Annotated in this window: 22 protein-coding genes and 1 pseudogene; 9 read left to right on the top strand and 14 right to left on the bottom strand. The window is 62.3% G+C overall.

Features of this window, described 5'->3' with window-relative positions:
• Nucleotides 1–33 precede the first annotated feature (33 nt).
• The 3 genes from metC to LO787_RS08965 all read left to right on the top strand — a co-directional run bounded on the left by metC (nt 34) and on the right by LO787_RS08965 (nt 3,721).
• The gene (gene metC, locus LO787_RS08955; RefSeq protein ID WP_232495495.1) at nt 34–1,254 is read left to right on the top strand and encodes a cystathionine beta-lyase; all 1,221 of its coding nucleotides are present in this window, start codon (nt 34–36) and stop codon (nt 1,252–1,254) included.
• Nucleotides 1,239–2,288 carry a mechanosensitive ion channel family protein gene (locus LO787_RS08960; protein ID WP_232495496.1) on the top strand — a complete coding sequence of 350 codons (1,050 nt, stop codon included), beginning with the start codon at nt 1,239–1,241 and terminating at the stop codon, nt 2,286–2,288. The genes metC and LO787_RS08960 overlap by 16 nt, the downstream gene beginning before the upstream one ends.
• A 146-nt stretch (nt 2,289–2,434) precedes the next feature.
• A complete protein-coding gene (locus LO787_RS08965) occupies nt 2,435–3,721 on the top strand; it encodes a tyrosine-type recombinase/integrase (protein ID WP_232495497.1) in 1,287 nt (428 codons plus the stop codon).
• Nucleotides 3,722–4,022: 301 nt separating this feature from the next.
• On the opposite strand, the gene LO787_RS08970 is transcribed toward LO787_RS08965, so the two are convergent.
• Entirely contained in the window at nt 4,023–6,848 is a 2,826-nt protein-coding gene (locus LO787_RS08970) for a PAS domain-containing protein (RefSeq protein WP_232495498.1), read from the bottom strand.
• A gap of 161 nt (nt 6,849–7,009) precedes the next feature.
• On the opposite strand from LO787_RS08970, the gene LO787_RS08975 reads away from it, so the two are divergent.
• Both LO787_RS08975 and LO787_RS08980 read left to right on the top strand, forming a co-directional pair.
• Nucleotides 7,010–7,585 carry a class I SAM-dependent methyltransferase gene (locus LO787_RS08975; protein ID WP_232495499.1) on the top strand — a complete coding sequence of 192 codons (576 nt, stop codon included), beginning with the start codon at nt 7,010–7,012 and terminating at the stop codon, nt 7,583–7,585.
• Nucleotides 7,586–7,816: 231 nt separating this feature from the next.
• Entirely contained in the window at nt 7,817–8,110 is a 294-nt protein-coding gene (locus LO787_RS08980; protein ID WP_232495500.1) for a plasmid stabilization protein, read from the top strand.
• A gap of 107 nt (nt 8,111–8,217) precedes the next feature.
• Here LO787_RS08980 and LO787_RS08985 read toward each other — a convergent pair whose 3' ends face one another.
• A complete protein-coding gene (locus LO787_RS08985) occupies nt 8,218–8,571 on the bottom strand; it encodes a hypothetical protein (protein WP_232495501.1) in 354 nt (117 codons plus the stop codon).
• On the bottom strand, nt 8,568–9,173 hold the full coding sequence (locus LO787_RS08990) for a flavodoxin family protein (protein WP_232495502.1): 606 nt from the start codon (nt 9,171–9,173) through the stop codon (nt 8,568–8,570). The genes LO787_RS08985 and LO787_RS08990 overlap by 4 nt, the downstream gene beginning before the upstream one ends.
• A gap of 104 nt (nt 9,174–9,277) precedes the next feature.
• Between LO787_RS08990 and LO787_RS08995 the strand changes: the two genes are divergently transcribed.
• Nucleotides 9,278–10,129, top strand: a complete 852-nt coding sequence (locus LO787_RS08995; protein WP_232495503.1) for an SDR family oxidoreductase — start codon at nt 9,278–9,280, stop codon at nt 10,127–10,129.
• Between the two features lie 8 nt (nt 10,130–10,137).
• On the opposite strand, the gene LO787_RS09000 is transcribed toward LO787_RS08995, so the two are convergent.
• Together LO787_RS09000 and LO787_RS09005 are read right to left on the bottom strand one after the other, a co-directional pair.
• Nucleotides 10,138–10,731 carry a glutathione S-transferase C-terminal domain-containing protein gene (locus tag LO787_RS09000; RefSeq protein WP_232495504.1) on the bottom strand — a complete coding sequence of 198 codons (594 nt, stop codon included), beginning with the start codon at nt 10,729–10,731 and terminating at the stop codon, nt 10,138–10,140.
• Between the two features lie 76 nt (nt 10,732–10,807).
• A complete protein-coding gene (locus LO787_RS09005) occupies nt 10,808–10,969 on the bottom strand; it encodes a hypothetical protein (RefSeq protein ID WP_232495505.1) in 162 nt (53 codons plus the stop codon).
• A 240-nt stretch (nt 10,970–11,209) separates the two neighbouring features.
• Between LO787_RS09005 and LO787_RS09010 the strand changes: the two genes are divergently transcribed.
• On the top strand, nt 11,210–11,476 hold the full coding sequence (locus tag LO787_RS09010) for a hypothetical protein (RefSeq protein ID WP_338045420.1): 267 nt from the start codon (nt 11,210–11,212) through the stop codon (nt 11,474–11,476).
• Here LO787_RS09010 and xth read toward each other — a convergent pair.
• The 8 genes from xth to LO787_RS09050 all read right to left on the bottom strand — a co-directional run bounded on the left by xth (nt 11,473) and on the right by LO787_RS09050 (nt 16,531).
• A complete protein-coding gene (xth, locus tag LO787_RS09015; protein WP_232495507.1) occupies nt 11,473–12,270 on the bottom strand; it encodes an exodeoxyribonuclease III in 798 nt (265 codons plus the stop codon). The genes LO787_RS09010 and xth overlap by 4 nt on opposite strands.
• 51 nt (nt 12,271–12,321) lie before the next feature.
• Nucleotides 12,322–12,699 carry a VOC family protein gene (locus LO787_RS09020; protein ID WP_232495508.1) on the bottom strand — a complete coding sequence of 126 codons (378 nt, stop codon included), beginning with the start codon at nt 12,697–12,699 and terminating at the stop codon, nt 12,322–12,324.
• A gap of 162 nt (nt 12,700–12,861) precedes the next feature.
• Nucleotides 12,862–13,575 (bottom strand): DUF899 family protein, encoded by a 714-nt coding sequence (locus LO787_RS09025; RefSeq protein WP_232495509.1) that lies wholly within the window; start codon nt 13,573–13,575, stop codon nt 12,862–12,864.
• A 436-nt stretch (nt 13,576–14,011) separates the two neighbouring features.
• Complete coding sequence (locus tag LO787_RS09030) at nt 14,012–14,239, bottom strand: hypothetical protein (protein ID WP_232495510.1); 228 nt, start codon at nt 14,237–14,239, stop codon at nt 14,012–14,014.
• 20 nt (nt 14,240–14,259) lie between these two features.
• Nucleotides 14,260–14,526: a hypothetical protein gene (locus tag LO787_RS09035; RefSeq protein ID WP_232495511.1), complete on the bottom strand. Its 267-nt coding sequence runs from the start codon at nt 14,524–14,526 to the stop codon at nt 14,260–14,262.
• A 552-nt stretch (nt 14,527–15,078) separates the two neighbouring features.
• Complete coding sequence (locus LO787_RS09040) at nt 15,079–15,273, bottom strand: helix-turn-helix transcriptional regulator (protein ID WP_232495512.1); 195 nt, start codon at nt 15,271–15,273, stop codon at nt 15,079–15,081.
• 243 nt (nt 15,274–15,516) lie between these two features.
• On the bottom strand, nt 15,517–16,071 hold the full coding sequence (locus LO787_RS09045) for a lytic transglycosylase domain-containing protein (RefSeq protein WP_232495513.1): 555 nt from the start codon (nt 16,069–16,071) through the stop codon (nt 15,517–15,519).
• Entirely contained in the window at nt 16,061–16,531 is a 471-nt protein-coding gene (locus tag LO787_RS09050) for a hypothetical protein (protein WP_232495514.1), read from the bottom strand. Before LO787_RS09050 ends, LO787_RS09045 begins: the two co-directional genes overlap by 11 nt.
• Between LO787_RS09050 and LO787_RS09055 the strand changes: the two are divergent.
• Together LO787_RS09055 and LO787_RS09060 are read left to right on the top strand one after the other, a co-directional pair.
• A pseudogene (locus tag LO787_RS09055) lies at nt 16,506–17,540 on the top strand (conjugal transfer protein TraH); the annotation flags it as partial. The gene LO787_RS09050 and the pseudogene LO787_RS09055 sit on opposite strands and share 26 nt — an antisense overlap.
• Before the next feature lie 11 nt (nt 17,541–17,551).
• Nucleotides 17,552–21,325, top strand: coding sequence for a conjugal transfer protein TraG N-terminal domain-containing protein (locus LO787_RS09060; protein ID WP_232495515.1), 3,774 nt, complete (start codon nt 17,552–17,554; stop codon nt 21,323–21,325).
• On the opposite strand, the gene LO787_RS09065 is transcribed toward LO787_RS09060, so the two are convergent.
• Nucleotides 21,316–21,792: a hypothetical protein gene (locus tag LO787_RS09065; RefSeq protein ID WP_232495516.1), complete on the bottom strand. Its 477-nt coding sequence runs from the start codon at nt 21,790–21,792 to the stop codon at nt 21,316–21,318. The genes LO787_RS09060 and LO787_RS09065 overlap by 10 nt on opposite strands.
• Between the last annotated feature and the right edge of the window lie 81 nt (nt 21,793–21,873).

A 21,873-nucleotide genomic window follows, 5' to 3' on the forward strand; every position in this document is an offset into this window, starting at 1 on the left:
GAATGCCTAGTGTCCGCGCACCAGCAAGCGGAGATGACCTTGGATACCAGCAAGCGCCTCGAAGATCTTGAGGCTGCAACACTAATCGTCGGTGCCGGACGGCGGAGCGAATGGACCGGGCCGGTGGTCAACCCGCCGGTCTGGCGCGCCAGCACGCACCTTTACGAGAGCACCGCCGCCCTCTTCGCAGGCCCCCGCACCAACGAGGATGGGCGCTTCTTCTACGGCCGTCGTGGCGCACCGACGCAGTGGGCGCTGGCCGACGCGCTGACCGCGCTGGAGCCGGGCGCGGCAGGCACCGTGCTCTACCCCTCGGGCGTCGCCGCCATCGCCGGGGTCTTCCTGACCGTGCTGAAGCCGGGCGACGTCCTGCTCATCACCGACAACGCCTATGACCCCACCCGCGCGATGGGCAAGGGCCTGCTGACCGACTTCGGCATCGAAACGCGCTTCTTCGACCCCCTCGAGATCGATGACTACGAAGCCGCCTTCTGCGAGCGGACCCGCGCGGTGCTGATCGAGGCGCCGGGCAGCCTCTCGATGGAAGTCTGCGACGTGCCCGCCCTCGCCCGCATCGCGCGCGAAAAGGGCGCGGTGTCCGTGCTCGACAACACCTGGGCCAGCCCGCTCGGCTTCGCGGGACTGCCGCGTGGCATCGACATCGTGCTGATGGCGCTGACCAAGCACGTCGGCGGTCATTCCGACCTCATGCTCGGCAGCGCCAGCGCCGGGCCGGAACTCCACGCCCGGCTGCGCGCACGCGCGCAGCAGCTCGGCAACATCGTCTCGCCGGACGACGCGGCGCTCGCCCTGCGCGGCCTGCGCACGCTCCACCTGCGCCTCGCCCGCGAGGCCGAAAGCGCGCTGGAGATCGCCAAATGGCTCTCCGGGCGTCCGGAAATCGCGCAAGTGCTCTGCCCGATGCTGCCCGGCGCGCCGGGGCACGACTTGTGGAAGCGGGACTTCACCGGCGGCTGCGGCCTGTTCAGCTTCGTGTTCAAGGGGGGCGACGCGGCCGCGCGCAACCGCTTCATCGACGCGCTGACGCTGTTCGGCATCGGCTATTCGTGGGGCGGCTTCGAAAGCCTCGCCATCCCCATCGAGCCTTCCGGCTATCGCAGCCGCATGAGTTGGCCCCCCGCCCCCTCGCAGGACGGCGACCGCCACGGCGTTCGCCTGTCCGTCGGCCTTGAATCCGCGACCGACCTCATCGCCGACATCGAACAGGCACTGGCGGCATGGCGGGGCCAGTGACCGCCCTCGCCACCGCGTCGCCGAGCCCCACGGCCACGGCGACCGCGGTGGTGATCGAGCGCGGCGAGCCGGTGGCCGGCGCCGAGGGCATCAAAACGATCGTCTCGGCCCGCAGCGATGTCGTCGGCAACGTCGTCGACACGCTCGACACGCTGGCGATACAGGTCGGCGGCTCCCGCTTCTCGCTCTGGGATCTGACGGTGGTGGTGGGTGTCCTCGCGCTCGTCATCACCATCGCCTGGGGCGCGAGCCGCCTGTCGAGCCGCGTGCTCGCCCGCGCCACCCGCCTCGACATGACGCAGCGGCTGCTGACCGAGAAGATGGTCAGCCTGTTCATCTGGACCGTCGCCATCCTCGTCGGCATCGATGTGCTGGGCATCGACCTGACGGCGCTCACGGTGTTCTCCGGCGCGTTCGGCCTCGCCATCGGCTTCGGCCTCCAGAAGACCTTCGGCAACCTGATCGCGGGCATCATTCTGCTGATGGACAAGTCCATCAAGCCCGGCGACGTGATCGCCATCACCGACCAGGGCGGCCAGTACACCTTCGGCCAGATCCGCCGCATCGGCATCCGCGCCGTCTCGCTCACCACGCGAGACCAGAAGGAATACCTGATCCCGAACGAGAACCTGATGATCAATCAGGTCGAGAACTGGTCCTACTCAAGCCGCAACGTGCGTATCCAGGTGCCGGTGGTAGTCCCCTACGCCTCCGACATCGAGCTGGCCGAGCAGCTGATGCTCGAGGCCGCGAGGTCGGTGAAGCGTGTCCTCGTCGCCCCGCCGCCGACCGTCTGGCTCGACAGCTTCGCCGAAAATGGCGTCAGCTTCGTCATCCATGTGTGGATCACCGATCCCGAGGAAGGCATTGGAAACGTTAGATCCGATGTCCTCAAGACCCTGTGGAAGCTGATGCGCGAGCACGGCATCAAGGTGCCCTACCCCCAGCGCGACCTCAACCTGCGCGACACCGAGACGATGCGCGAAGTGATCGAGGCATTGCGCGGGCGGAAGGACGATGAGCACCCGCACTGATCCCGATTTTAGATCTGATGACGGCTTCTTCGATGACCACGTCGTGTATCCAGATTTGGGGGTTTTGGGGGTTAAATCACAATTAGGATACGTTTAGGATACACCTGATCAGGATACTGAGCTGCTGACTTGAAGGATGTAAGACGATGGCGAAGCCCCGAGCGCCATTAACAGCGTTGCAGATCAAGTCTGCTGATGCTGCACGGGCGAACGCCCGATTGGTAGATGTGACCAAGGGGCTGACATTCATCGTCGGTGCGCGCGGTGGCACCTGGCAGTGGCAAGGTCGAGTGAGAGGGACACCGCGAAAGATTGCGGGTGGTCGATACGAGGGCGGCCTGGGAGTGACGTTAGCTAAGGCCCGCGCCTGGGCCGATGAGATCAATGGCAAGCTAGCCAAAGGTGTCGACGTTTACGTCGAGTTCGGTAATGGAATTGATACTCAACAACTGCCCGTCGAGGCGCCGCGCAAAATTATGTCCTGCCAGGAGGCTTGGGACATCTACATGGCATCGATCAAGGGCGAGAACGCAGCGGCTACCATAGCGGACAAAGGCCACGTGTGGAGGCGTATTTTCGCTGCGACGATTGGCCCTAAACTTCTCACGGAGGTGACCTACCTGGAATTGGCCGATCTCGTTGCCCCACTTCGCGACATGGGTAAGGTTGCGGCATTCAACAACACGGTACGATACATCAAGCGGTTCTTTACCTGGGCTGAGGAAGCCGAAGCGAAGACGGGCCTGACGAACTCTCCCGCAAGAAGGCTTCGGGCCGACAAATCCGCAAAGCGGGACCGCTATCTAAACGAGATGGAAGTGCGCTGGCTCTGGGATGCCGCCGGCGAGTTGGATGCAACGTCCCGCGCTTTTTTCCTGACCCTTCTGCTGACCGGCCAACGCCGTGACGAATTGCGTGATGTCGTTCGGGAGGAGCTGGATCTTTCGCGCGAATGGATGGATCTGCCTGCGGAACGGATGAAAGGTAAACTCGCTCACATCACGCCATTCGGCGATAAAGCATGGAGTCTGATTTCGAACCGTATTTCCAGCCACAATTATAATGTGGTCTTCCCATCTCTCAGGGCTCACTTCGACGAGGCCGCTTATACGGTCTACGACCTATGCAACGCGCTAAATTTCCTGAATGCTACGATGGCTGCCAAGGCGGCGGCGGCAGGCCGAAGGTTCGAACGTTGGACTGCCCATGACCTTCGCAGGACGTTTTCGACTTTAGCCAGCGGAATACTCGACGATGAGGAGGACACCGTACTTGCGGCGGATCACATCGAGCGCGTTCTTGCGCATAAAATAGCCGGCGTGCGGGGCGTCTACAATAAGCACGAGTATCTCAAGGAAAAGCGTCGCGTCTTACGCGTTTGGGAAAACGAAGTCCGTCGAATTGTCGGTGCCGAGGCTTTCGACCGATACTGAACGGAACTCGGCGCGATCATGAATTACGATAGTTGTCGCTATTCAAGCCACCTACTCGCGTGATGAAGGGGTAGACAGGTTCTATTCCTCATTTTGGCGATGGGTAACAGCCTAACAGCCGGCAATGGGCCGATAGACGAACGACCGGTCCGCAGCCGCGCCTTGTGGACAGCCGGCATTCACGCGCCGTCGGCTCCTGACCAACTCACGCCACGCCTGCGACGCCCTATGAATATTGGCTTCCTCGCAATCGACGATCGTAGGGCAAAACAGCGATCGAGCAGGCACGCGCCCAAGAAGCCTATTCGGTGTCTTCTTCGATCACGATACGCACAGCCGTCGCCAGTTCCTCGACCGTGAAGGGCTTGCCAATCAGATGCACGCCAGGATCGAGCACACCGTTATGGACGACGGCGTTGCGGGTATAGCCGGTGGTGAAGAGAACCTTGAGGTCGGGGCGCCGCTGGCGTGCCTCGTCTGCAAGCTTACGGCCATTGATCTCGGGCATGACAACATCGGTGAACATCAGCGCGATTTCGGGATGGGTATCGATCAGCTTGAGCGCCGCCGCTGCTCCATCAGCCTCGAGCACGCGATAGCCAAGCTCACTCAGAGCATCGACCGAGAACTGGCGCACACCCGGCTCATCCTCGACAACGAGGATCACTTCCTGGCTCTCGCCTATCGGCAGCGCGTCATCCGTCTGGGCGCTCTCTACTTCTTCGACTGCGCCCATGAGACGGGGCAGATATACCTTCACCGTAGTCCCCTGGCCGACCTCGGAATAGATCTTCACATGTCCGCCCGACTGTTTGACGAACCCATAGACCTGGCTGAGGCCAAGGCCCGTGCCGCGCCCAACCTCCTTGGTGGTGAAGAAGGGGTCGAACGCCTTGGCAATGACCTCCTCGGGCATGCCGCTGCCGGTGTCGCTCACAGCGATCATTACATACTGCCCGGCCGGCACGCCGAGATGGCCGGCCGCGTAGCGAGCGTCGAGATGGCAATTGGCGGTTTCGATCGTCAGCTTCCCGCCATCGGCCATGGCATCTCGCGCATTGACGGCGAGGTTCAGGATGACATTCTCGAGTTGGTTGGGATCGGCGAAAGTCCGCCAAAGCCCGCCAGCCAGCACGGTCTCGGGCTGAATATCGGAAAGCGTATGGCGCAGCAGATCGGAGATGCCGGCAACCAGCTTGTTCGCGTCTAACGCCTCGGGCTTGAGGGGCTGCTGGCGCGAAAAAGCCAGGAGGCGCTGGGTGAGTTGAGCCGCGCGCCGCGCGCCATCCATCGCTGCGTCCACATAGCGCCGGGCCCTGGGATCGGCATCTCCCATTCTTCGGGTCAGCAGATCCAGCGACCCGACGATGACGGCAAGCATATTGTTGAAGTCGTGCGCGATACCGCCGGTGAGTTGACCGACCGCTTCCATCTTCTGGCTCTGGCGCAGCGCATCCTCGGCTCTTGTCCGCTCGGCGACCTCCTCGGCGACGCGCAGTTCAAGCCGTTCGTTAAGTTCGAGGAGCTGCGCCTCATCAGCCTTGCGCGTCGTGACGTCGATCGCAACGCCGACCACGCGGATGCAGCGATCCTCCTCGAACACGCCGCGGCCCTTGGCCGCGACCCAGCGGATAATCCCATCCTCCTTGCCGACGGTTCGATATTCCACATCGTAGAGCGCGCGCTTTTCGGGATCGGCGGCCGCCGCGAATGCCGCGCTGGTCGCGGCAAGATCGTCAGGATGCAGTCCCGCGTAGAAGTCGCGCATCGATACCGGCACATCGGGCGAAATGCCAAACATGCCCTTGGTGCGGGCCGGCCAGATCAACACGTCTTCTACGATGTCGACGTCCCAGAGGCCGACATCGGAGGCTTCGGTCGCGAGACGCAGCCGCTCTTCACTTTCCGCGAGCGCGGCCTCTGCTGCCTTGCGCTCGGTCTGATCGAGCATCGCGCCGATCATGCGAACGGGAGCGCCATCGTCTTTGCGCAGCACGGCGCCGCGATCGAGCACAAATGCGTAGCTGCGGTCAGCGCGCTGGAAGCGATACTCGTCGGTCCAGCTGGTTCCGCCATGATCGATGACGGCATGAATGCTGGCCTCGATCCGCGCGCGGTCGTCGGGGTGGATGCGGTCGAGCCACCATTGTGCGCTTGTCTGCTCCATCGCATGGCCGAAGCGCGTCGCCAGTGCCTCGTTCCAGACGACGTGCCCATCGGCGAGGCGCCAATCCCAGATCACGTCGCTCGTAGCACCGATGGCGAGCCGGTAGCGTTCCTCGATCTCGCGGTGGCTGGCTTCAATGGCCTTTCGTTCGGTGATATCGAGCGAGGTTCCGACAAGGCCCACCACCGCACCACCGGCATCCCTCAGCGGTGATTTGGTCGACAGCCAGATGGCACGCCGGCCGTCGGGAAAATTCACATCCTCCTCGACCTGTTCAGAACGGCCGCTGGCCATGATCCGCTGATCGGTCGCCATCACCATGGCGGCCTGCTGTTTGTCCTCCAGCACCTCCAGGTCCGTGCGGCCGATAAAATCCTCGGGTGCCTTGCCGATGAGTTCGCTCGTACCATGGTTGCCGATCATCAGCCGGCCATCGCGATCTTTGGCGTAGACGACGCCGGGCATGGCATCGACGAAATTGGTCAGCAGCGCCCGCGCGCTGTCGCGTTCAGCCTCGATCCGGCGTCGTTCTCCGATGTCGATAATCACGCCGGGAAAGCTTGTCGGCCTGCCGCCTTCATCATGGACGACGTGTCCGTTGGCCTCGATCCAGTGATACTGGCCATCGGTGCGGCAGACGCGGTACTGATGGGCGTAGCGACCTCCCCTCGCGAGCGCCTCATCAATGGCGGCGATGAGGCCGGCGCGGTCTTCGGGATGGACGGTGCCGATAATCTCACCAAGGCTAAGACCTTCGCGCCCCAGGGCGGGGTCGAGACCGAACGCCTCGGCAAAAGGCTCATCGACCGTGAAACGGTCGGCGGGCACATCCCAGAACCAGGTCCCGACGATAGCGCCGGCCGCGAGTGCGAGCTTGAGGCGGTCTGCGTCCAGACGCGAGCGCGCGACGACAGCCTGCAGGTCGTCGATAGTCTTCGCCTCGGTTCCGGTTGAGTCCAATGCCTTAAGCTCCTGATGCCGGTGACTCTATATCTGCGAGGCAAGGCGCGATCCAGTTGAAGCTGGGCGCGGGCCATCGATTTGGAAGCGGAATGTTACTGGTCGGAAAATGCCCTGAAGCCAATGGGGCGCTCAGCGGTTCTCCATCGAAGGAGAGGCCGATGAAAGACACAGGCTGGGTTGCTCTGTCGGAATTCATTCGAAACCCCGGCGCTGTCGGGTCAGCCTTTCCCGCGAGCATGAAGATGGTCGATCATTTACTTGGACCGCTCGACTGGTCACAGATCGCACTGTTGATCGAATATGGCCCGGGAAGCGGTCGCTTCACCTTCGAGATCCTCCGGCGCATGCGTCCCGACACGCGGCTCGTGGCGATCGAGACCGGCGCAGAGTTCGCCAGGAGCCTGCGCTCGTACTGCGACGACCACCGGCTGATCGTTGTCGAAGGGTCGGCACAGGAGGTGAACGATCATCTTGACCACCATGGCCTCGGCCGGGCCGACTGTATCGTGACCGGGCTGCCTTTCTCGACGCTCGGGCCCGCTGAAGGCGATGCGATCATGCGGGAGAGCGCCTTGGCGCTCAAACTTTCCGGGCAGCTTGCGGCCTATCAAATGCGCACGGCGATCAGGCCCCTGATTGAGCGCCATTTCTCCGACCTGCGCGAGGCCTACGAATGGTGGAATATCCCGCCCTGCCACCTCTACTGGGCAAGCGGACCGAACCGGAATGCCTAGCGCGCGAGAAGAAATGACCGAGAGCGAGGCCACGCGCCCGACGCGGAATTCTTCACCAATTGTCATTGCTCACCGAAGTTTTCTATCGTCATCTCCAACGCGTGAAGCAGTGGAAATGACCGCGTCCCGCGTGCTTTGCGACCCCCACTCGGTGCGGCCCGGCCAGCATCAGCAACTGGAACGATGTCCCTCGGTTTTTCGTTTGAGCGGGGAAGATGAAGGAGAGTTGGTATGCCGCGCGGCGACAAATCGGCTTATACAGACAAGCAGAAGCGCAAGGCCGCGCATATCGAGGAAGGCTATGAGGAGCGCGGCGTTCCCAAGAAGGAAGCAGCCGCCCGCGCCTGGGCGACGGTCAACAAGGAGAGCGGCGGCGGCAACAAGTCGGGGTCAGGACGGGGTAAGCCCGACATCCATGTGTCATCGCGCCGTGGCGGCAGAGCCAACAAGTCCGGCACCGCCGAACAGAGATCGGCAGCCGCCCGAAAGGGATGGGTCACGCGACGCAAGAACGGCAATGGTTAGAAGGCTCTGAACCCGCACCAACGCCTCCATCTGGGCCGCATCTCAGCGATCAATACGGTGATAGCTAATTAGAAAATCCTCAAACCATTCCTTGCCATCGTCCGATTTCAGCCATGCCCCATCGATGCGACCGTCCTCGATCGTCGCCTCGAAGCGCTGAAAAAATCCTGCGGCTTGCCTGCCAATGTCCACCTTCGGCCATCGAATGTCATGTCATAGATACGCGAGACGCCGCGATCATCGTGATAGCCCATCGACCAGCGTGCCGAACTGTCATCATAGCAGATCACCGCAACACCAGGTGGCGGCAGGTCGGCGTCGACCGTGCGCGAGCGCATGAGCATCAGGCCATCTTCCTGCAGCCACTCGAAGCTCGTTTCGCCTTCAAGCCCCTCGGCGGGGAACTGCATTCTTGTGCGCCAGCAGACTAGCAGCGGCGAGAGGATCGCCATCTGGCTCATGGGTAGGGTGCCGCCTTAAGCAACCCGGCAAGGTGAGCCGCATTGCTCGCGACCATTTTTGCGGTCTCCGTCACCTTGTCCGGGGTCTTTTTCAGATCCTTGAAGTCGATCGAGCCCATCGCTTCGCCGACCCAGTAGCAGGCCGCGACCGCGGGGATGCTCCAGCCGACATCGTTCAATGCCTGGAACAGCTGCGCGGACGAGAAATGCGCGCCGTCCTCATTGCCGACGATCGCGGCAACCGCGACTTTCCCGTAGCTCGGCATGTGTCCCTTCTCATCAGTCTCGGAGAGAAACGCATCCATGCGTTCCAGCACCCGTTTGGCAACGCTCGATATCTGACCCATCCAGATCGGCCCGCCGAAGATCACTATGTCGTGGGCAAGGATATTGGCGCGCAGTGCCGGCCAATCGTCGCCTTCGCCTTCATCCGATGTAACGCCGGGCTTGATGTCGAGCGCCACCACCCGAACGGTCTCGGTGATCGTGACCTTCTTCTCGCCGAACGCTTTTTCGAGCACGGCGATCATCGCATCGGTCGAGCTCGCCTCGCGCGCGTCAGACTTGAGGGTGCAGTTGAGGGCCAGTGCCTTGAGCGCCATTTCATCTCTCCTCGCGTGTCGGCTGCCGCGAGCATGCGATCATCCGTTTTGACGTGAAGAACTCTTCGCGCGCCGATGGGTTCTTCAAGCGAAGGAGAACCCCGATGTCCGATACCGCCAGGATGATTCACGAAGACGCGCTGCCCGGCCACGAGAGCAAGCTGGAGCCCAAGCCGGAATGGCAGCCGCGCTACAAGGGCTCGGATCGGCTCGCCGGCAAGGTCGCAATCATCACCGGTGCCGACAGCGGCATCGGACGGGCAGTCGCCGCGCTCTACGCCCGCGAGGGCGCGGATATCGCTATCGTATATTTACTAGAAGACGATGATGCGGCCGAAACGAAGCGCATTGTCGAGGCGGAAGGCCGCAAGGCGATCACGATCCGCGGCGATATCGGCCAGAGGGATTTCTCCGACGCAATCGTCGACCAGACCATGAAGGAATTCGGCCGGATTGATATCGTGGTCAACAATGCCGGCGAACAGCATCCCGACAAGGACATCACCGACATCACCGAGGATCAGTTGCGCCGGACCTTCCAGACCAACATTTTCGGCATGTTCTTCCTCGTCCAGGCCGCGCGACCCCACCTCAAGCGCGGCGCCGCGATCGTCAATTGCACCAGCGTCACGATGTACCAGGGCAGCAAGGAACTGCTCGACTACAGCTCGACCAAGGGCGCGATCACCGCTTTCACGCGGTCGCTCTCCGAAAATCTGATCGAAGACGGCATCCGCGTGAATGCCGTCGCGCCTGGACCGATCTGGACTCCGCTCAATCCGTGCGGAGGTGCGAGCCCGGAAAAGCTGGAGAGTTTCGGAGAAAATACGCCGATGGGGCGTCCCGGTCAGCCCAATGAGGTCGCGCCGGCGTTCCTGTTCCTCGCCTGCGAGGACTCCAGCTATATGTCGGGACAGGTGCTGCATCCCAATGGCGGTACGATCGTCAACGGATGATAATGCCGTCAGGCAAGACCTTCCTCCGTCAGTGCCTTCGCGACCGCGTCGCGGTCGCGGAGCCGCTCGTAATAGGCTGAGAGCCTGGCGGGCACAGCGAGACCGGCTTTCTCTTTCGCCCAGAACAGCATGACGAACAGGTAGCAGTCGGCGACGGAGAAGCTGTCGCCGACTGCATACGGTTGCTGCCCCAGCGCCTCCTCGAACAGCGCGAAGCGCTTGGCCAGCATCTCTCGTGCGGCCGATCTATCTCCGTCGCTGCTATCGGGCATGAAGAACGGCTTGTAGCCCTTGTGAAGTTCGGTCGAGATGTAGGCGAGCGCTTCTAGCGCGCGAAATCTGCCCAGATCGCCCGGCGGCATGAGCGTGCCGGAGCGCTCGGCGATGTAGGTAAGGATGGCGATATTCTCGGTCAGTACGCTGCCATCGTCGAGGCCGAGCGCCGGGACATATCCTTTGGGATTGATGCCTCTGTAGTCGGCATCGCTGGCCGTGGTCTTTGCCTTGAGATCAACTTCTTCTGCTTCAAACGGAAGCCCGCTCTCGATGAGTGCGATATGGTCGGCAAGGCTGCAGGCGCCCGGAGAATAATAGAGCTTCATCGTCGGTTTCCTAATTGTCGAGCGCCGTGGTTTTGCGATCGGCCCACGCTTTTCCGGCATCGCCGCCCCACAGCAGTCAGGCGATGAAGCCGGCCGACGGGTCGCTCTCCGAGTTCCATTTGTGGGTCTTGCCGTCCTTATCGACGGCATGCCGAGCGAAGAAGCTGTGCATCGCCTTTACATCGGCTTCGCTGAGGTCGCGCCGCTCGGCGAGTTGATGCGCGCGATCGACGCCCACCTGGGTTCCGCCTCGCCCGAACTTCGCGCGGAGGCGAAGCCCGCGTCGCGCAGCAGACGCCATTCTCAGTGTGGGTTTGAAACTCTGGCTCGACATTATCGCGCTCTCCCGTCGTCAAGGGGAACGCTGTCCAGCGGCACGGGTTTCGTCAGTATGAGACCGCCGCATGAAACGCGCGCCGGCGGGCACCCGATAACGCCCGACGGACGCTACTTTGTGGTGCGTGGACGCCTGTGGCGAATGTCCGATCCCCGCCTTTCTTCGGCAGAACGCGACGAGCTGGTCAAAACGCTGATGGCTGCGCGCCGGGCGGTCGCCGTCGCTCGCAAGAGCCAGGACACGAAGGCTGAGGACGAAGCGCATGTCGAAGTCGATTGCGCCAAGCGGGCGCTTGGTGAACGTGGCCCGGTATGGTGGGACGACGGCACGCCCGATCTCAACCGCCATCTCGCTCGCACCGGTCCTTACGCCGACTGGTATGCGGGTCTGCCTGAAGACGAGCGTTAGGCCTTTCGACGCCGTCTCGCGTTGTCGGCGAGCTCGATCCACACCGGCGCATGGTCGCTGGTCTTGTCCCATGCCCTCGGGCGGCGATCGACGTCGGCAGCAATAAGACGCGCGGCAGCCTTTTCGTTGAGCAGCACGTGGTCGATGCGCAATCCCGCGTCACGCTCGAACGAGTTCCGCCAGTATTTCCAGAAGGTGTAGATAGGCTCGCCGGGGTGCAGCTCGCGCAGCGCATCGATCCAGCCTTGCCCGAGCAGGCGCGCATAGGCCTCGCGCACTGGCGCAGCGAACAGCGCATCGTCGCGCCAGCGATCGGGCGCATAGACATCCAGATCGGTCGGCATGACGTTGAAGTCGCCGGCGATCACGACAGGCGCGTCGAGCGCGACGAGGCCGGCGAGATGGTCGTGCAGCCGGTCGAACCAGCGCAGCTTGTAGTCGAACCTGGGACCAGGCCGGGGATTGCCGTTTGGCAGGTAGAGGGCGGCGATCAGCACGCCGTTGATGGCCGCTTCGATATAGCGGCTCTGGTCATCGGCGGGGTCGCCGGGAAGGCCGCGCCGTGTCTCGTGGATTTCGCCGACGCGCGACAGGATCGCGACCCCGTTCCATCGTGGCTGGCCCTGCCAGATCGCAGCATACCCCATATCGCGCAGCGCGGCTTCGGGGAAGCCGCTGTCGGGCGCCTTCAGCTCCTGCATGCAAACGACATCCGGTTCGGCCAATGCCAACCAGCGCAGCAGCACGTTCAGACGGCTATTGATGCCGTTCACATTGTAGGTTGCGATCTTCACAGGCGGAAAAGCCTGTGGCGGTCGATGTCGTTCCCCGCGGCCGCGAGCATATCATTTCGCCGAGTACGTGACCGCCTCGATCTTGTTGCCGTCAGGGTCGCGGACGAACGCGCCATAATAATGCGCATCGTATTTCGGGCGCAGGCCCGGCTCGCCATCGCTCGTGCCGCCCTGTTCGAGCGCCGCTGCGTAGAAACGATCAACCATTTCCCGGTCTTCCGCTGCAAAGCAGATGTGGTTGCCGTTGCCGACCGTGGCCGGTTTGCCATCGACGGGCACCTGGACGCTGAAGCTCATGAGCCCGCTGCCCCAGCCGATGCCTTCATCGTCTTGCGCCATGAACGAAAGGCCTATGGTCGAGAGGACCGCGTCGTAGAAGCGCCGCGAGCGCGCGAGGTCATTGGTTCCAACTGAGACATGGTGGATCACGACTTGTCCTCATCGATCGTGCCGGCATGGCGGCGGAAGTTGCTCCATCATCTGGCCTTTGCCAGCACCGGTCCCCACTTTGTCCGGATCTGAACGATCAACCGCTGATATGGGCCGGCTAATCCAGCGCTTGGGCCAGATGTGCATTTCCCAGCGGCCGGATCAGTCCCGTTCGTAGGAGAGCTTGGGATACCAATCCGTCCCCCGTCCCTCGGGCGTGAGGTCCAGGAGATTCCAGAGCGACGCGATGTCGGGCGCAGTCCTCGGATCCTGCCCGGGATCGGCAGCCTCGGCCGGCATCTCAGCCGAATAGAACGCCCGGACTGCATCTCCATCCCGCTGGTACACCACGAGCGCGGGATACTCGTCACCCTCAGGCGTCAGCACGCCCAGGTCATGGGCATAGTCGTCACCCACCGTCTCGACGAAATCGAGGTTCCGCCAGCCGCGCTCGTCGGCAAAGGCCTGTTGCCTCGCGACCGGGCTTCGTCCCAGGATCTTGAGCGCGGCGCGCTGTTTCACGTCGGAGGCGTTTCCGTCGACGCTTCCGAGCCAGTTGGTGCACATCGGACACGGGCGATCGCGCTGCGGTCCGAACATCCAGAAGTAGGTGATCAGCGTCTCGTCGTCACCGAACAGGTCGATCAGCCCGAGATCGGTGCCGGCGGCGTCGCGAAAACGATAGTCCTTCTCGATCAATGGCCCCGGCGGCAGCGCCTGACGCTGCTCCGCTAGCCGCGTCATCTGGCGTCGGAACTCGATTTCCTGCGCCAGTAACTTCTCGCGCGCCTCGGCATACTCGGCGCTCTCATTGGGGAAAGCCGCCTTGCGATGTTTGGCGAGATCGGCCGCCGACTTCAAATTGGCTTCGTCCACGATCATGCTCCTTCGAGCAGTGCGCCGGCTCCGTAGGAGATCGGCACTCTGCATTTGCGATAATCGTGCAATCACCGGAGACGACCCTAGTTCCTCTCAAGTCTCCCAAGCGTTTTTAAAACACGATAGCCCAGCCGACACAATCAAACCGCCCAACTGCAGCTCTGGTCTGTCTTCACCGAATTGGAATCGACGGCAGAGTTCGCATGCATCAACGTGTTTCTGGTCATCATCCTGATCGTGACTGGAGCCATGGTGATGAACGAGTTCTCGCAGATTGCTTCTCACTGACCAGTCAGGATGGGCTGCTTTTGGGAATTGCGGCTCAACGGTCAAGCAGCCGGAATCGGCGCAAAGCAGCCGATTGGGCAAACCGATCATGGCGCTCGGCCGCCAATTCTTTGACTTTGAACGCGACCGATCACAACTATCCAGATCACTTGACGACAGTCACCTTGATGGAGCTGGACGTACCGGCTAATGCTGCTTCCTTAACCTGAGGTACGACGATCCTTTCTTTCTCTAGCGCTATTTGTGCGCTGAGTCGCTCAAGCAGCATCGGCACCAGATCTCGGAGTTGGATCAGGTCGTGCCTGCTCGCACCCTGTCCACATGCCAGAGCATGCAGCCGCCTTGCATGCGCAATCAGTTTTTCATCGGTCATCCGTAGCCCGCTCATTCTTCTTAAATGTGGAGCAGCGTGAGCTGCATCTGTTCGTCCTCAGCACGACTGTCCACGATAGCTGCCTGCTTCTCCCAGTTTTTCGGCACCTCAGTTGCCGATCGGTCCAGGGCCACAAAGTCCCGCGTAACCTCCACTTTCTCGCGGAGACGCTGAATCACCGCTGGGAAAATGTCATGAAGCAGCCGGCAATCATCATAAGTGGCATCGAAGCGATCGGCTTGCTCGAACCGGTGCTGCGCCAAGGCAATCAGTGCGTCGTCGGCCATCGGTGTTATCATAGTGTGACGCTACCCAATTCTGCCATGGAGCTTATCTGGTGCGTCGGCGTCTCTAATTTTCGTAGGGCTGCGGTCCGATGAAGCGACGACGGCGATCTGGCCGATCAGGCCTCCGCGCGCAGCCTGTTCCAGATACCATTCCCCGAACGGCGGAGCGTCGGCATCGGTCGCGTAGCCTCTCGGATCGAACAACCCATCCATTCTGGCGAGGTTGGGCATCTCAGAATCACTCCAAAGGGGATGCCCAAATGCTATATGTTCCACATTCGTTCCGCAATGTGCTATGCAGGAAGGCCATGGCTACCAGACAATCCCGAACGACCGCGGGTTGTGCCAATCACCTAAGATATGGAGGCGAAATTCCCCCATGTCGCACACTCGACGCGATGGCGCGCTCGAGGGTTAACCACTAAAGTCCGAATACCGAACCGGCACTGGCATCTGGGAAGTGCGTATGAAGGGCACTGCCGATTAAGCAATTATAGTCGGCCGCATCCCGGACTCTGTGAGGCTTCGCCGATTGACCCCGGCACCGGCATGTCACCGATCGACGCGATAGCCCTGCGGATCGTTGCACCATGCCTCTATGTCCTCCACGCGCCATCCAACAGCGCGTACGCCGAGATGTATCTGCGCGGGGAACGTTCCATCGGCCATCTTCCGATACAGGGTTGCTCTGGAAAGACCGCTTTGCTGGAGTACTACACTCATCCTGAGAAAACGGGCATTTTCCATTTCAGATGACCCTATAGCGAGATGGCGAAGTCAGGTCATCCAAGCCGTTACGCCCCTAATTGTGAAGGCCAAGGGCACTTAAGTGCCGATTGCGGCATGTAGAGGACGAGATGACGCAGATGCACTCTATCGGAGACCAAAGTCTCGCCTATGTGACGCGGCGGGCAATTGGGAGGCCATCTCACAGTTATCCAAGTCTGCGCGACTGTCTGGAAGCCGGATGAGACGCGGAGAATCCAGCAGTCATCGACTCGCCACTGCAGCGGTCGTGCGGCGACTGGCGCGATTGCCGAACCGTTTGTGCAACTTCGTGGCGACCTCGCGGGCGTATCTTTGCTGTCGCGATGGCGTCGGGCTGTGATAAATGCCGACCGATTTCCAGAACTCGCCAGTCGTTGCCAAGCCGGTAAGAAAAATCCAACGCGCAACCTGAACGTTGAAACAGGCATCATGGATGAGCCGAGATCTGATCTCGGCTCTGTCACGCCCGACAAGTGCTGCGATCCTGGGAACCCACCAACTGTTGATCTGCATGGGCCCGAGATCATGGGTCCCATTGGTGTTGCGCACTTCCGCGCCGATCCATCCGGCTTCCTGTTCGCGGATGGCCCACAATGTGTCTTCAAGCCATTGGCGACCCTGCGAGGACTGGCGAATACAGGCGCCGATCCGCTGTTCTTGTTCTACGGTGGCGGTCTGCTTTGCGTAAGCACAAGGTCCTGTCATCACGATGCACACGGCAGCTCCGCCACGGATGAAAATCCACCACCAACGAAGCTTCTCCTCCCTAGCGGCCATGTCGAACCCTCCCTTCGATTGGTGCCGACCTGCTCTCCATGGGCGTGACGTGATCCAGGCTAGGCTCGCGTTCGAACTTTTCCTGGAATATTCGGGCCACCCATCGATCCAGTACTTTAGCCGCCTGCTGTGCTCCACCTGCCAGCCTGTAGGCCACATCGGGATGCGGGTTCGCTTGCTGCCGGCCCGCGATCAGGGATGCCTCCACACGCTTCTGGCGAAGTTGCACCTGCTCGTCACGCAGCGCCGCGATCCGCTCGGAATGACGAACGCTGCGCCCGGCGACGCGATCGAGGTCGAGACGACCCAAGCCCTCGAGGGCGGAGGTCTTCTCGCCTGACCGCCGCGACAGACGATCGACAAGCCGGTCGAGATTCTCGGTCCACAGCTTCACCCCAAAACGGGCCCGCGTAATCGCCGTGTAAAAGTTCTGGATAGTCTCGAAGATGGAGGCGGCCACCAATTTCCTGAACTCGATCCATGTGAACGACTGCCGGCTCGCCAACCGGATGGTGCAGATCGCCAGGGGCGACGACAACATGTCCGGGATCATCGAGGAGATGACCGGCTACCGTTCGGTGAAGCAGGGCTTTGCGAAGAGTTACCAGAACAGCCGGGAGAGGATCGAGGCGAATGCGAACAACCCGACCGAAGACCTGAAGGACGCGCTGGCGAACTGTCCCGCGGAGGTCACGGATATCTTCCGGACCGGATCACTCCTGAGCCATGCCGCCGCCAGGGTCGGTGCCGGTGACTGGGCGGGCGTGATGCGGGCCCGGGTGGGCGATGTCTACATGCGCTGGGACGCGGACGACAAAGTCCCGCTGTTCACCGCCATTCCGCAGTGCCCGGCGCAGGATACCGAAAGCGCACAGGACTTCCTGTCGGGCCGTGTACAGCGCCGCGCACTGAACCTGCCGCCCACCACGGCCGACTGCGCGCAGGATGGAAGCGGTCGCGGCGCGCTGGTGCTGGCGCGCGAACGCATGCAGTCGATCGCCACGAGGATCCGGACACGTACCGCGCTATCTGCCGAGGAACGGCAATTCGTGGCGAACGTGCGAACGCTTCCCGTCTATCGCATGCTCGAATGGGGGATGCGCCAGGGCGTCGTCGATTCCGTCATCGCCGATACCGACGAGCTGGTCGCGCTGACGCTGGCCTACCAGATGCTCAACGACCTTTCGCGCACGATCGATTTCACGCTGAGCAATGCCGAGCGTGGCGCGAGCGTGGCCGGATCGGCCGACGGCGCCACCGCCAATGTCTGCCAGACGCGTATCCTGTCCAAGGGCATCGAACAGCTGCGCGACCTGCGCGAGGAAGTGCTGCGACAGCGCGCGCAGATGCGCCAGAGCTACCTCGCCGCGCTGTCGTCGGCGAACCTTTCGGCCAATTACGCCTCGCTGCTGCGCGAACGCGACCGCGACGCGCGCGATGCCGTCGGCGCTGCCGCGCGCAGGCAGTAGGGAGCTTCGCCATGAACCGGTATGGTCGGATTCTTATCTGGCTCGGCGCGGTGCTCAGCGCCTCCCCGGCGCTCGCGATCGACACCAGCTTTCACACGTACGGCGGGTTCGCCGAGACCGTCGACGCCTTGCGGCTTGTCTCGATGATCTTCGGCGATGCGCGCTACGAGACCCTGGTGGTGATCGTGGCGACTGTCGGTATTGGCCTCGGAGCCGTTCTCGCCAGCGTGCGCGGCACGGGAATGGGGCTCGTCGCCTTTGGCTTCCAGATCCTTGTCGGTGTCGGCATCTTCGTCGGTCTGGTGGCGACGACCGGCACTGTCCACGTCTACGACCGCGTTCGCAATGCCTATCAGCCCGTCGGTGGTGTCCCCAACCTGCTGGTTCTCGTCGCCGGTGCGACGAACATGATGGAGCGGGCGCTTGCCGAGACCATTGACGACAACACTCTGGACCCGAATGCCAGGATCGAGTTCGGTGCGGGCGGCCACAGTTTCGACCTGTTCCTGAACGCAGTGTCGCCACGCGGTCCCATGACCGACACCTTCCTCGATGCGACGATCAAGGACTACGTGCGCCAGTGCTATCCGGTGGCACGCGTATCGCCTGCCTACGGGGTCGATGACGACCAGCTGTTTCGGACGTCCTCAGACCTTCCTGCAGCCTTCGCGGCGATGGCCGGCCCCGCGACCTTCTCGACCGTCTACACCCCCAGCGACAAGGGCGGTACGACCGTCAGTTGCACCGAGGCGTGGGCGCACATCTCCGGTCAACTGTCCGACCCATCGCTTTTCGAGGACTACTCGCGGCAGATCTGCGCTCACACCGGGTTCGACGCCACCAACGCACAGCAGCTTGCCCGCTGCCGCCAGCAACTCGGCGAAATGGGCCAGATGATGCTGGGCCGCCCCATGACCGCGCAGGGCCTGCTGACGCATATCCTGCTCGGCAACAGCGTGGGGGACGTGCTGTTCGAGGACAGCCCGGCCTCTGCGGCCCGCGTCATGGCCAACCGGGCCGTCGTATCCAGCGGCCTTGCCACGCTGTCCGTCGCCAACGAATGGATGCCGACGATCCGTGCGGTGGTCTTCGGGATCATGCTGTTCATGGTCCCGATCGCCCTGCTCTTCATTCTCACGCCACTGAACATGCGGGTTGCGAGCTTCGCGATCGGCATGTTCGTGTTCGTTGCCTTGTGGGGCGTGATCGATGCCGGCATCCACCAACTCACGCTTGGCCGCGCCACGGCAGTACTCGAGGAACTGCGCGCCAATGCGCTGGGCGCCAACGCCTGGCTCCTCGCACCATCGGCGGCCATGAAGGCGCTGGCGATGTTCGGCAGCTTCCGCACTGCGGCGGCAGGTCTTGCCGGTGCCTTCGTCTTCACCGTCTTTCGCTTCAGCGGCAACGTCTTCGGCGCTTTCACCTCGGGTGCGCTCGGCGTGTCCGGCCAAGGCACGGCGGCAGCGGCACCGATGGTCACGGCAGAAGGCCAGGCCTCGGCGCTCGAGGCGCAGGCGAGCGCGATGGGAACGCGATCGCGCGCTGCCGCCGCCTCCAGTTTCGGTGATTTCGGGGAACGGTCGAACTTTCAGGGCAACAGGAGCTTCGGTGAAGCAGGTCACATCCTTGCCGATCGCCCCGGCACCGGGGCGCACACCGCCTTCGCGCTCGGCAGCATCGAAGGTGCGCGCCAGGTCGGCAGCCTCTCCCCTGCCCTCGGCAACCGCGATCTTTCCGACCCGGAGGTCGCCCGCTCCGTCCAGGCCAACGCCGCAACGGGTGCCATCCACCAGTTCGCCGAGAAGGATGCGCTTCGCAGCCTTGGCACGGGATACTTCGGAACAGGAGAGGCCGGCGAAAAGGCCTTTGCCGCCTTCAGCCAGAACCTTGTCCAGTGGCGCGCGTTCGGCGACCAGCGAGCCTATGGCATGATGATGCAGGCGGCGACCCGCCACTTCGAACGCGCCGGCTACCCGGCCACCGACGCGCAGCTCAAGGCCTCGGGCGTGATCGCGGAGGCGCAGGCCGATCCGACGTTCGCCAAGCTCATTGCCAATGCCTACGATCAGCAGCAGCTGATCTCGAATGACCTGACATCAGCGCAGATCCAGGTCGGCGCCATGGAAGGTCGCCGCGACCAGGCCGGCGAGCGGGTGGCGCAGACAGAGCGGGCCAACGTCGCGACGGAGCAGGCCTGGCGCACCGGAAGCAATGACGGCCAGCGGCAGGCGGCGGCCATGCTTGGACTGCCGATCGAGGAAACCTCGCGCCGCATCGGCTTCATCAACGCCCTGTCCGGCGAAGCGCGCAGCACCGCGATCAGCCGGCTCTCGCAGGCAACCGGGCGCAGCGAGGCGCAGGTTCTCCATGCGCTGGAGACCTACAATGCCGCAAGCCAGGTCGGGACCGCCGATGGCGCCACTGCCGAGGCCACCCGAGTGGGCACGAGCGTCTACGGCCGTACCCGGGAAGCGGCCGGCTACGATTTCGCCGAACGGTCCGGCAAGCTCGATGCCCAGCGCGAGGTCGGCACGGCAGGTACGCGCTCTGCTGCGAGGATCGGCGAACAGCGGCGACAGGCGGAGAACTTCGGCTTTGCCGAGGGAGCGGCAGCCGCAGGCACCTCGACGCGGGAGGCTGCGACGCTGGACAGCTTCATTCAGGCCCTTTCCCGGACCGCAGGAAACCAGGTAGACATGGCTGAAGGCGGCACGGACGGGATCGCCGATCGCGCGCGCAACGACAGGCTCACCGGCATCGTCGAGAAGGAGCGGCTGACCCGCATGCAGGGCCTGCTCGCCGAGCATGGCGTCACGCTCTCCAGGCGGCAGATCGCGATGGACCAGAACGGCGACATGAGCCTGAACCTGACCCCGCAGACTGCGGCCGCGATGTGGAAAGGCGGCCTCATAAACGAGAGCCAGCTCGGCGCGATTGCCAACGGCGGCAAGGCCCGTTTCAGCTTCGCGCACAACGATCTTCTCGTGTCGAGCGCGACCAGCCATGCCCGCTCGGCACGGTCCGACACCAGTACCCGCTTCGAGGCCGGCAAGCAGGCTGGGCCGGACACGATCGAGCACTTCATGGGTGGAGGACAGGAGGGCCAGGAAATGCTGGCGAACTGGCTGCGTGGCGGCTTCGAGATGAACCGCAAGGGAGAGTGGCGCCTCAAGCCACAGGTCGCCGACACCCTTCAACGGGATGTTCAGGCAATCATGAGCCAGACTGGATGGGAGCGGTCGTTGTCCCGATCCGCTCAGGACCAGGCTACGATGGGAACCAACATCGGCATCAATTTGGGCAAGTCCGTCACCGTATCGGAAACGGAATCATCAGGAGGCCACAGTGCCACCTCCAACCGAGGGCGACGACGCTCGGATGTTCCTTTCGAGAAAAAGGATCAGATAAAGTCTGGGAATTTCGGGGCCAATCTGGGGTTCGAAAGCCGCGATGTCGGAGTGCTGAGCGAGAATGCTCAATCCACGATGGATATCGTGAGCTACGACGTTCGAAACTCAATAGCAGCAGCAGAACTTGCCGCAGCGCGTACCTACGATCCGGCCGCGACGTTTTCTCGCGAACTGTCGAAACATATCTTGGGAAGCGACGGCCTACGCAATCGCTACCTTAAGGACGCTGACGACGGACGAGCAACATTTGACATTACCGGGCCACTCACATCATTGGAACAGAACTCGGTCCTCTCGAAGGGAACCTTCTCAACCGATGTTCACGGAAGTGCCGTTGACGGAGACAGCAGCTTCAAAAACCATCAGAAATGACGATGCCTGTGCGGATCGATGTAGGATCCATTGTTTGGGTTGTTGGGATTTCCAACCCACAGCCCCCCCGATCGGGGATCGTATATGTTGGTTCCCCTTTCCATCTCAGCCATGAAGCGCATGTGCTCTTGCTGGGCGAGCTCGGTCATGAGCTCGTCCTCTTCCTCGTCCGTCAGTGGCCTTCCATCGGCCTGAGGGACAAAGCTGTCCATCCACTGGCGGACATAGCCAGCGCCCAGCACGATGAGTGCAGTCATGGGCAGGAACAAGACATTGAGGAAACCCGCCAGCGCACCGCCGTAGAAACCGGCAAGGGATTCAACTTCAGTCGAAGCAGCCAGCCCCAGCCACCAGACAGGGATCGCAGTCCACCACAGCTTGGCATACCAAGGCTTCCACAACCAAGCCGACGGCGTCCGACGAGGACGGTCTTGATGGGCCGTGTCATGTTCGATGGTAGCAGCCATCGGCTAAATCCTTTCTCATCTCCATTACCATCCAAGGCCCTTTTTTGTCACGTTCGAAAACACAAGACATATTGTCTTTCT

Source organism: Novosphingobium kaempferiae (assembly GCF_021227995.1).
GTDB classification, from domain to species: Bacteria; Pseudomonadota; Alphaproteobacteria; order Sphingomonadales; family Sphingomonadaceae; genus Novosphingobium; species Novosphingobium kaempferiae.

Bases quoted from the DNA above. Each gene is read 5' to 3' on its own strand.
- metC (WP_232495495.1), top strand. From the start codon at position 34: ATGACCTTGGATACCAGCAAGCGCCTCGAAGATCTTGAGGCTGCAACA.
- LO787_RS09065 (WP_232495516.1), bottom strand. From the start codon at position 21,792: ATGGCTGCTACCATCGAACATGACACGGCCCATCAAGACCGTCCTCGT.
- LO787_RS09035 (WP_232495511.1), bottom strand. From the start codon at position 14,526: ATGGCCGACGACGCACTGATTGCCTTGGCGCAGCACCGGTTCGAGCAA.
- LO787_RS09060 (WP_232495515.1), top strand. From the start codon at position 17,552: ATGAACCGGTATGGTCGGATTCTTATCTGGCTCGGCGCGGTGCTCAGC.
- LO787_RS08965 (WP_232495497.1), top strand. From the start codon at position 2,435: ATGGCGAAGCCCCGAGCGCCATTAACAGCGTTGCAGATCAAGTCTGCT.
- LO787_RS08995 (WP_232495503.1), top strand. From the start codon at position 9,278: ATGTCCGATACCGCCAGGATGATTCACGAAGACGCGCTGCCCGGCCAC.
- LO787_RS08960 (WP_232495496.1), top strand. From the start codon at position 1,239: ATGGCGGGGCCAGTGACCGCCCTCGCCACCGCGTCGCCGAGCCCCACG.
- LO787_RS09045 (WP_232495513.1), bottom strand. From the start codon at position 16,071: ATGGCCGCTAGGGAGGAGAAGCTTCGTTGGTGGTGGATTTTCATCCGT.
- LO787_RS08985 (WP_232495501.1), bottom strand. From the start codon at position 8,571: ATGAGCCAGATGGCGATCCTCTCGCCGCTGCTAGTCTGCTGGCGCACA.
- LO787_RS08975 (WP_232495499.1), top strand. From the start codon at position 7,010: ATGAAAGACACAGGCTGGGTTGCTCTGTCGGAATTCATTCGAAACCCC.
- LO787_RS09040 (WP_232495512.1), bottom strand. From the start codon at position 15,273: ATGGAAAATGCCCGTTTTCTCAGGATGAGTGTAGTACTCCAGCAAAGC.
- LO787_RS09030 (WP_232495510.1), bottom strand. From the start codon at position 14,239: ATGACCGATGAAAAACTGATTGCGCATGCAAGGCGGCTGCATGCTCTG.
- LO787_RS08980 (WP_232495500.1), top strand. From the start codon at position 7,817: ATGCCGCGCGGCGACAAATCGGCTTATACAGACAAGCAGAAGCGCAAG.
- LO787_RS09010 (WP_338045420.1), top strand. From the start codon at position 11,210: ATGTCCGATCCCCGCCTTTCTTCGGCAGAACGCGACGAGCTGGTCAAA.
- LO787_RS09000 (WP_232495504.1), bottom strand. From the start codon at position 10,731: ATGAAGCTCTATTATTCTCCGGGCGCCTGCAGCCTTGCCGACCATATC.
- LO787_RS08990 (WP_232495502.1), bottom strand. From the start codon at position 9,173: ATGGCGCTCAAGGCACTGGCCCTCAACTGCACCCTCAAGTCTGACGCG.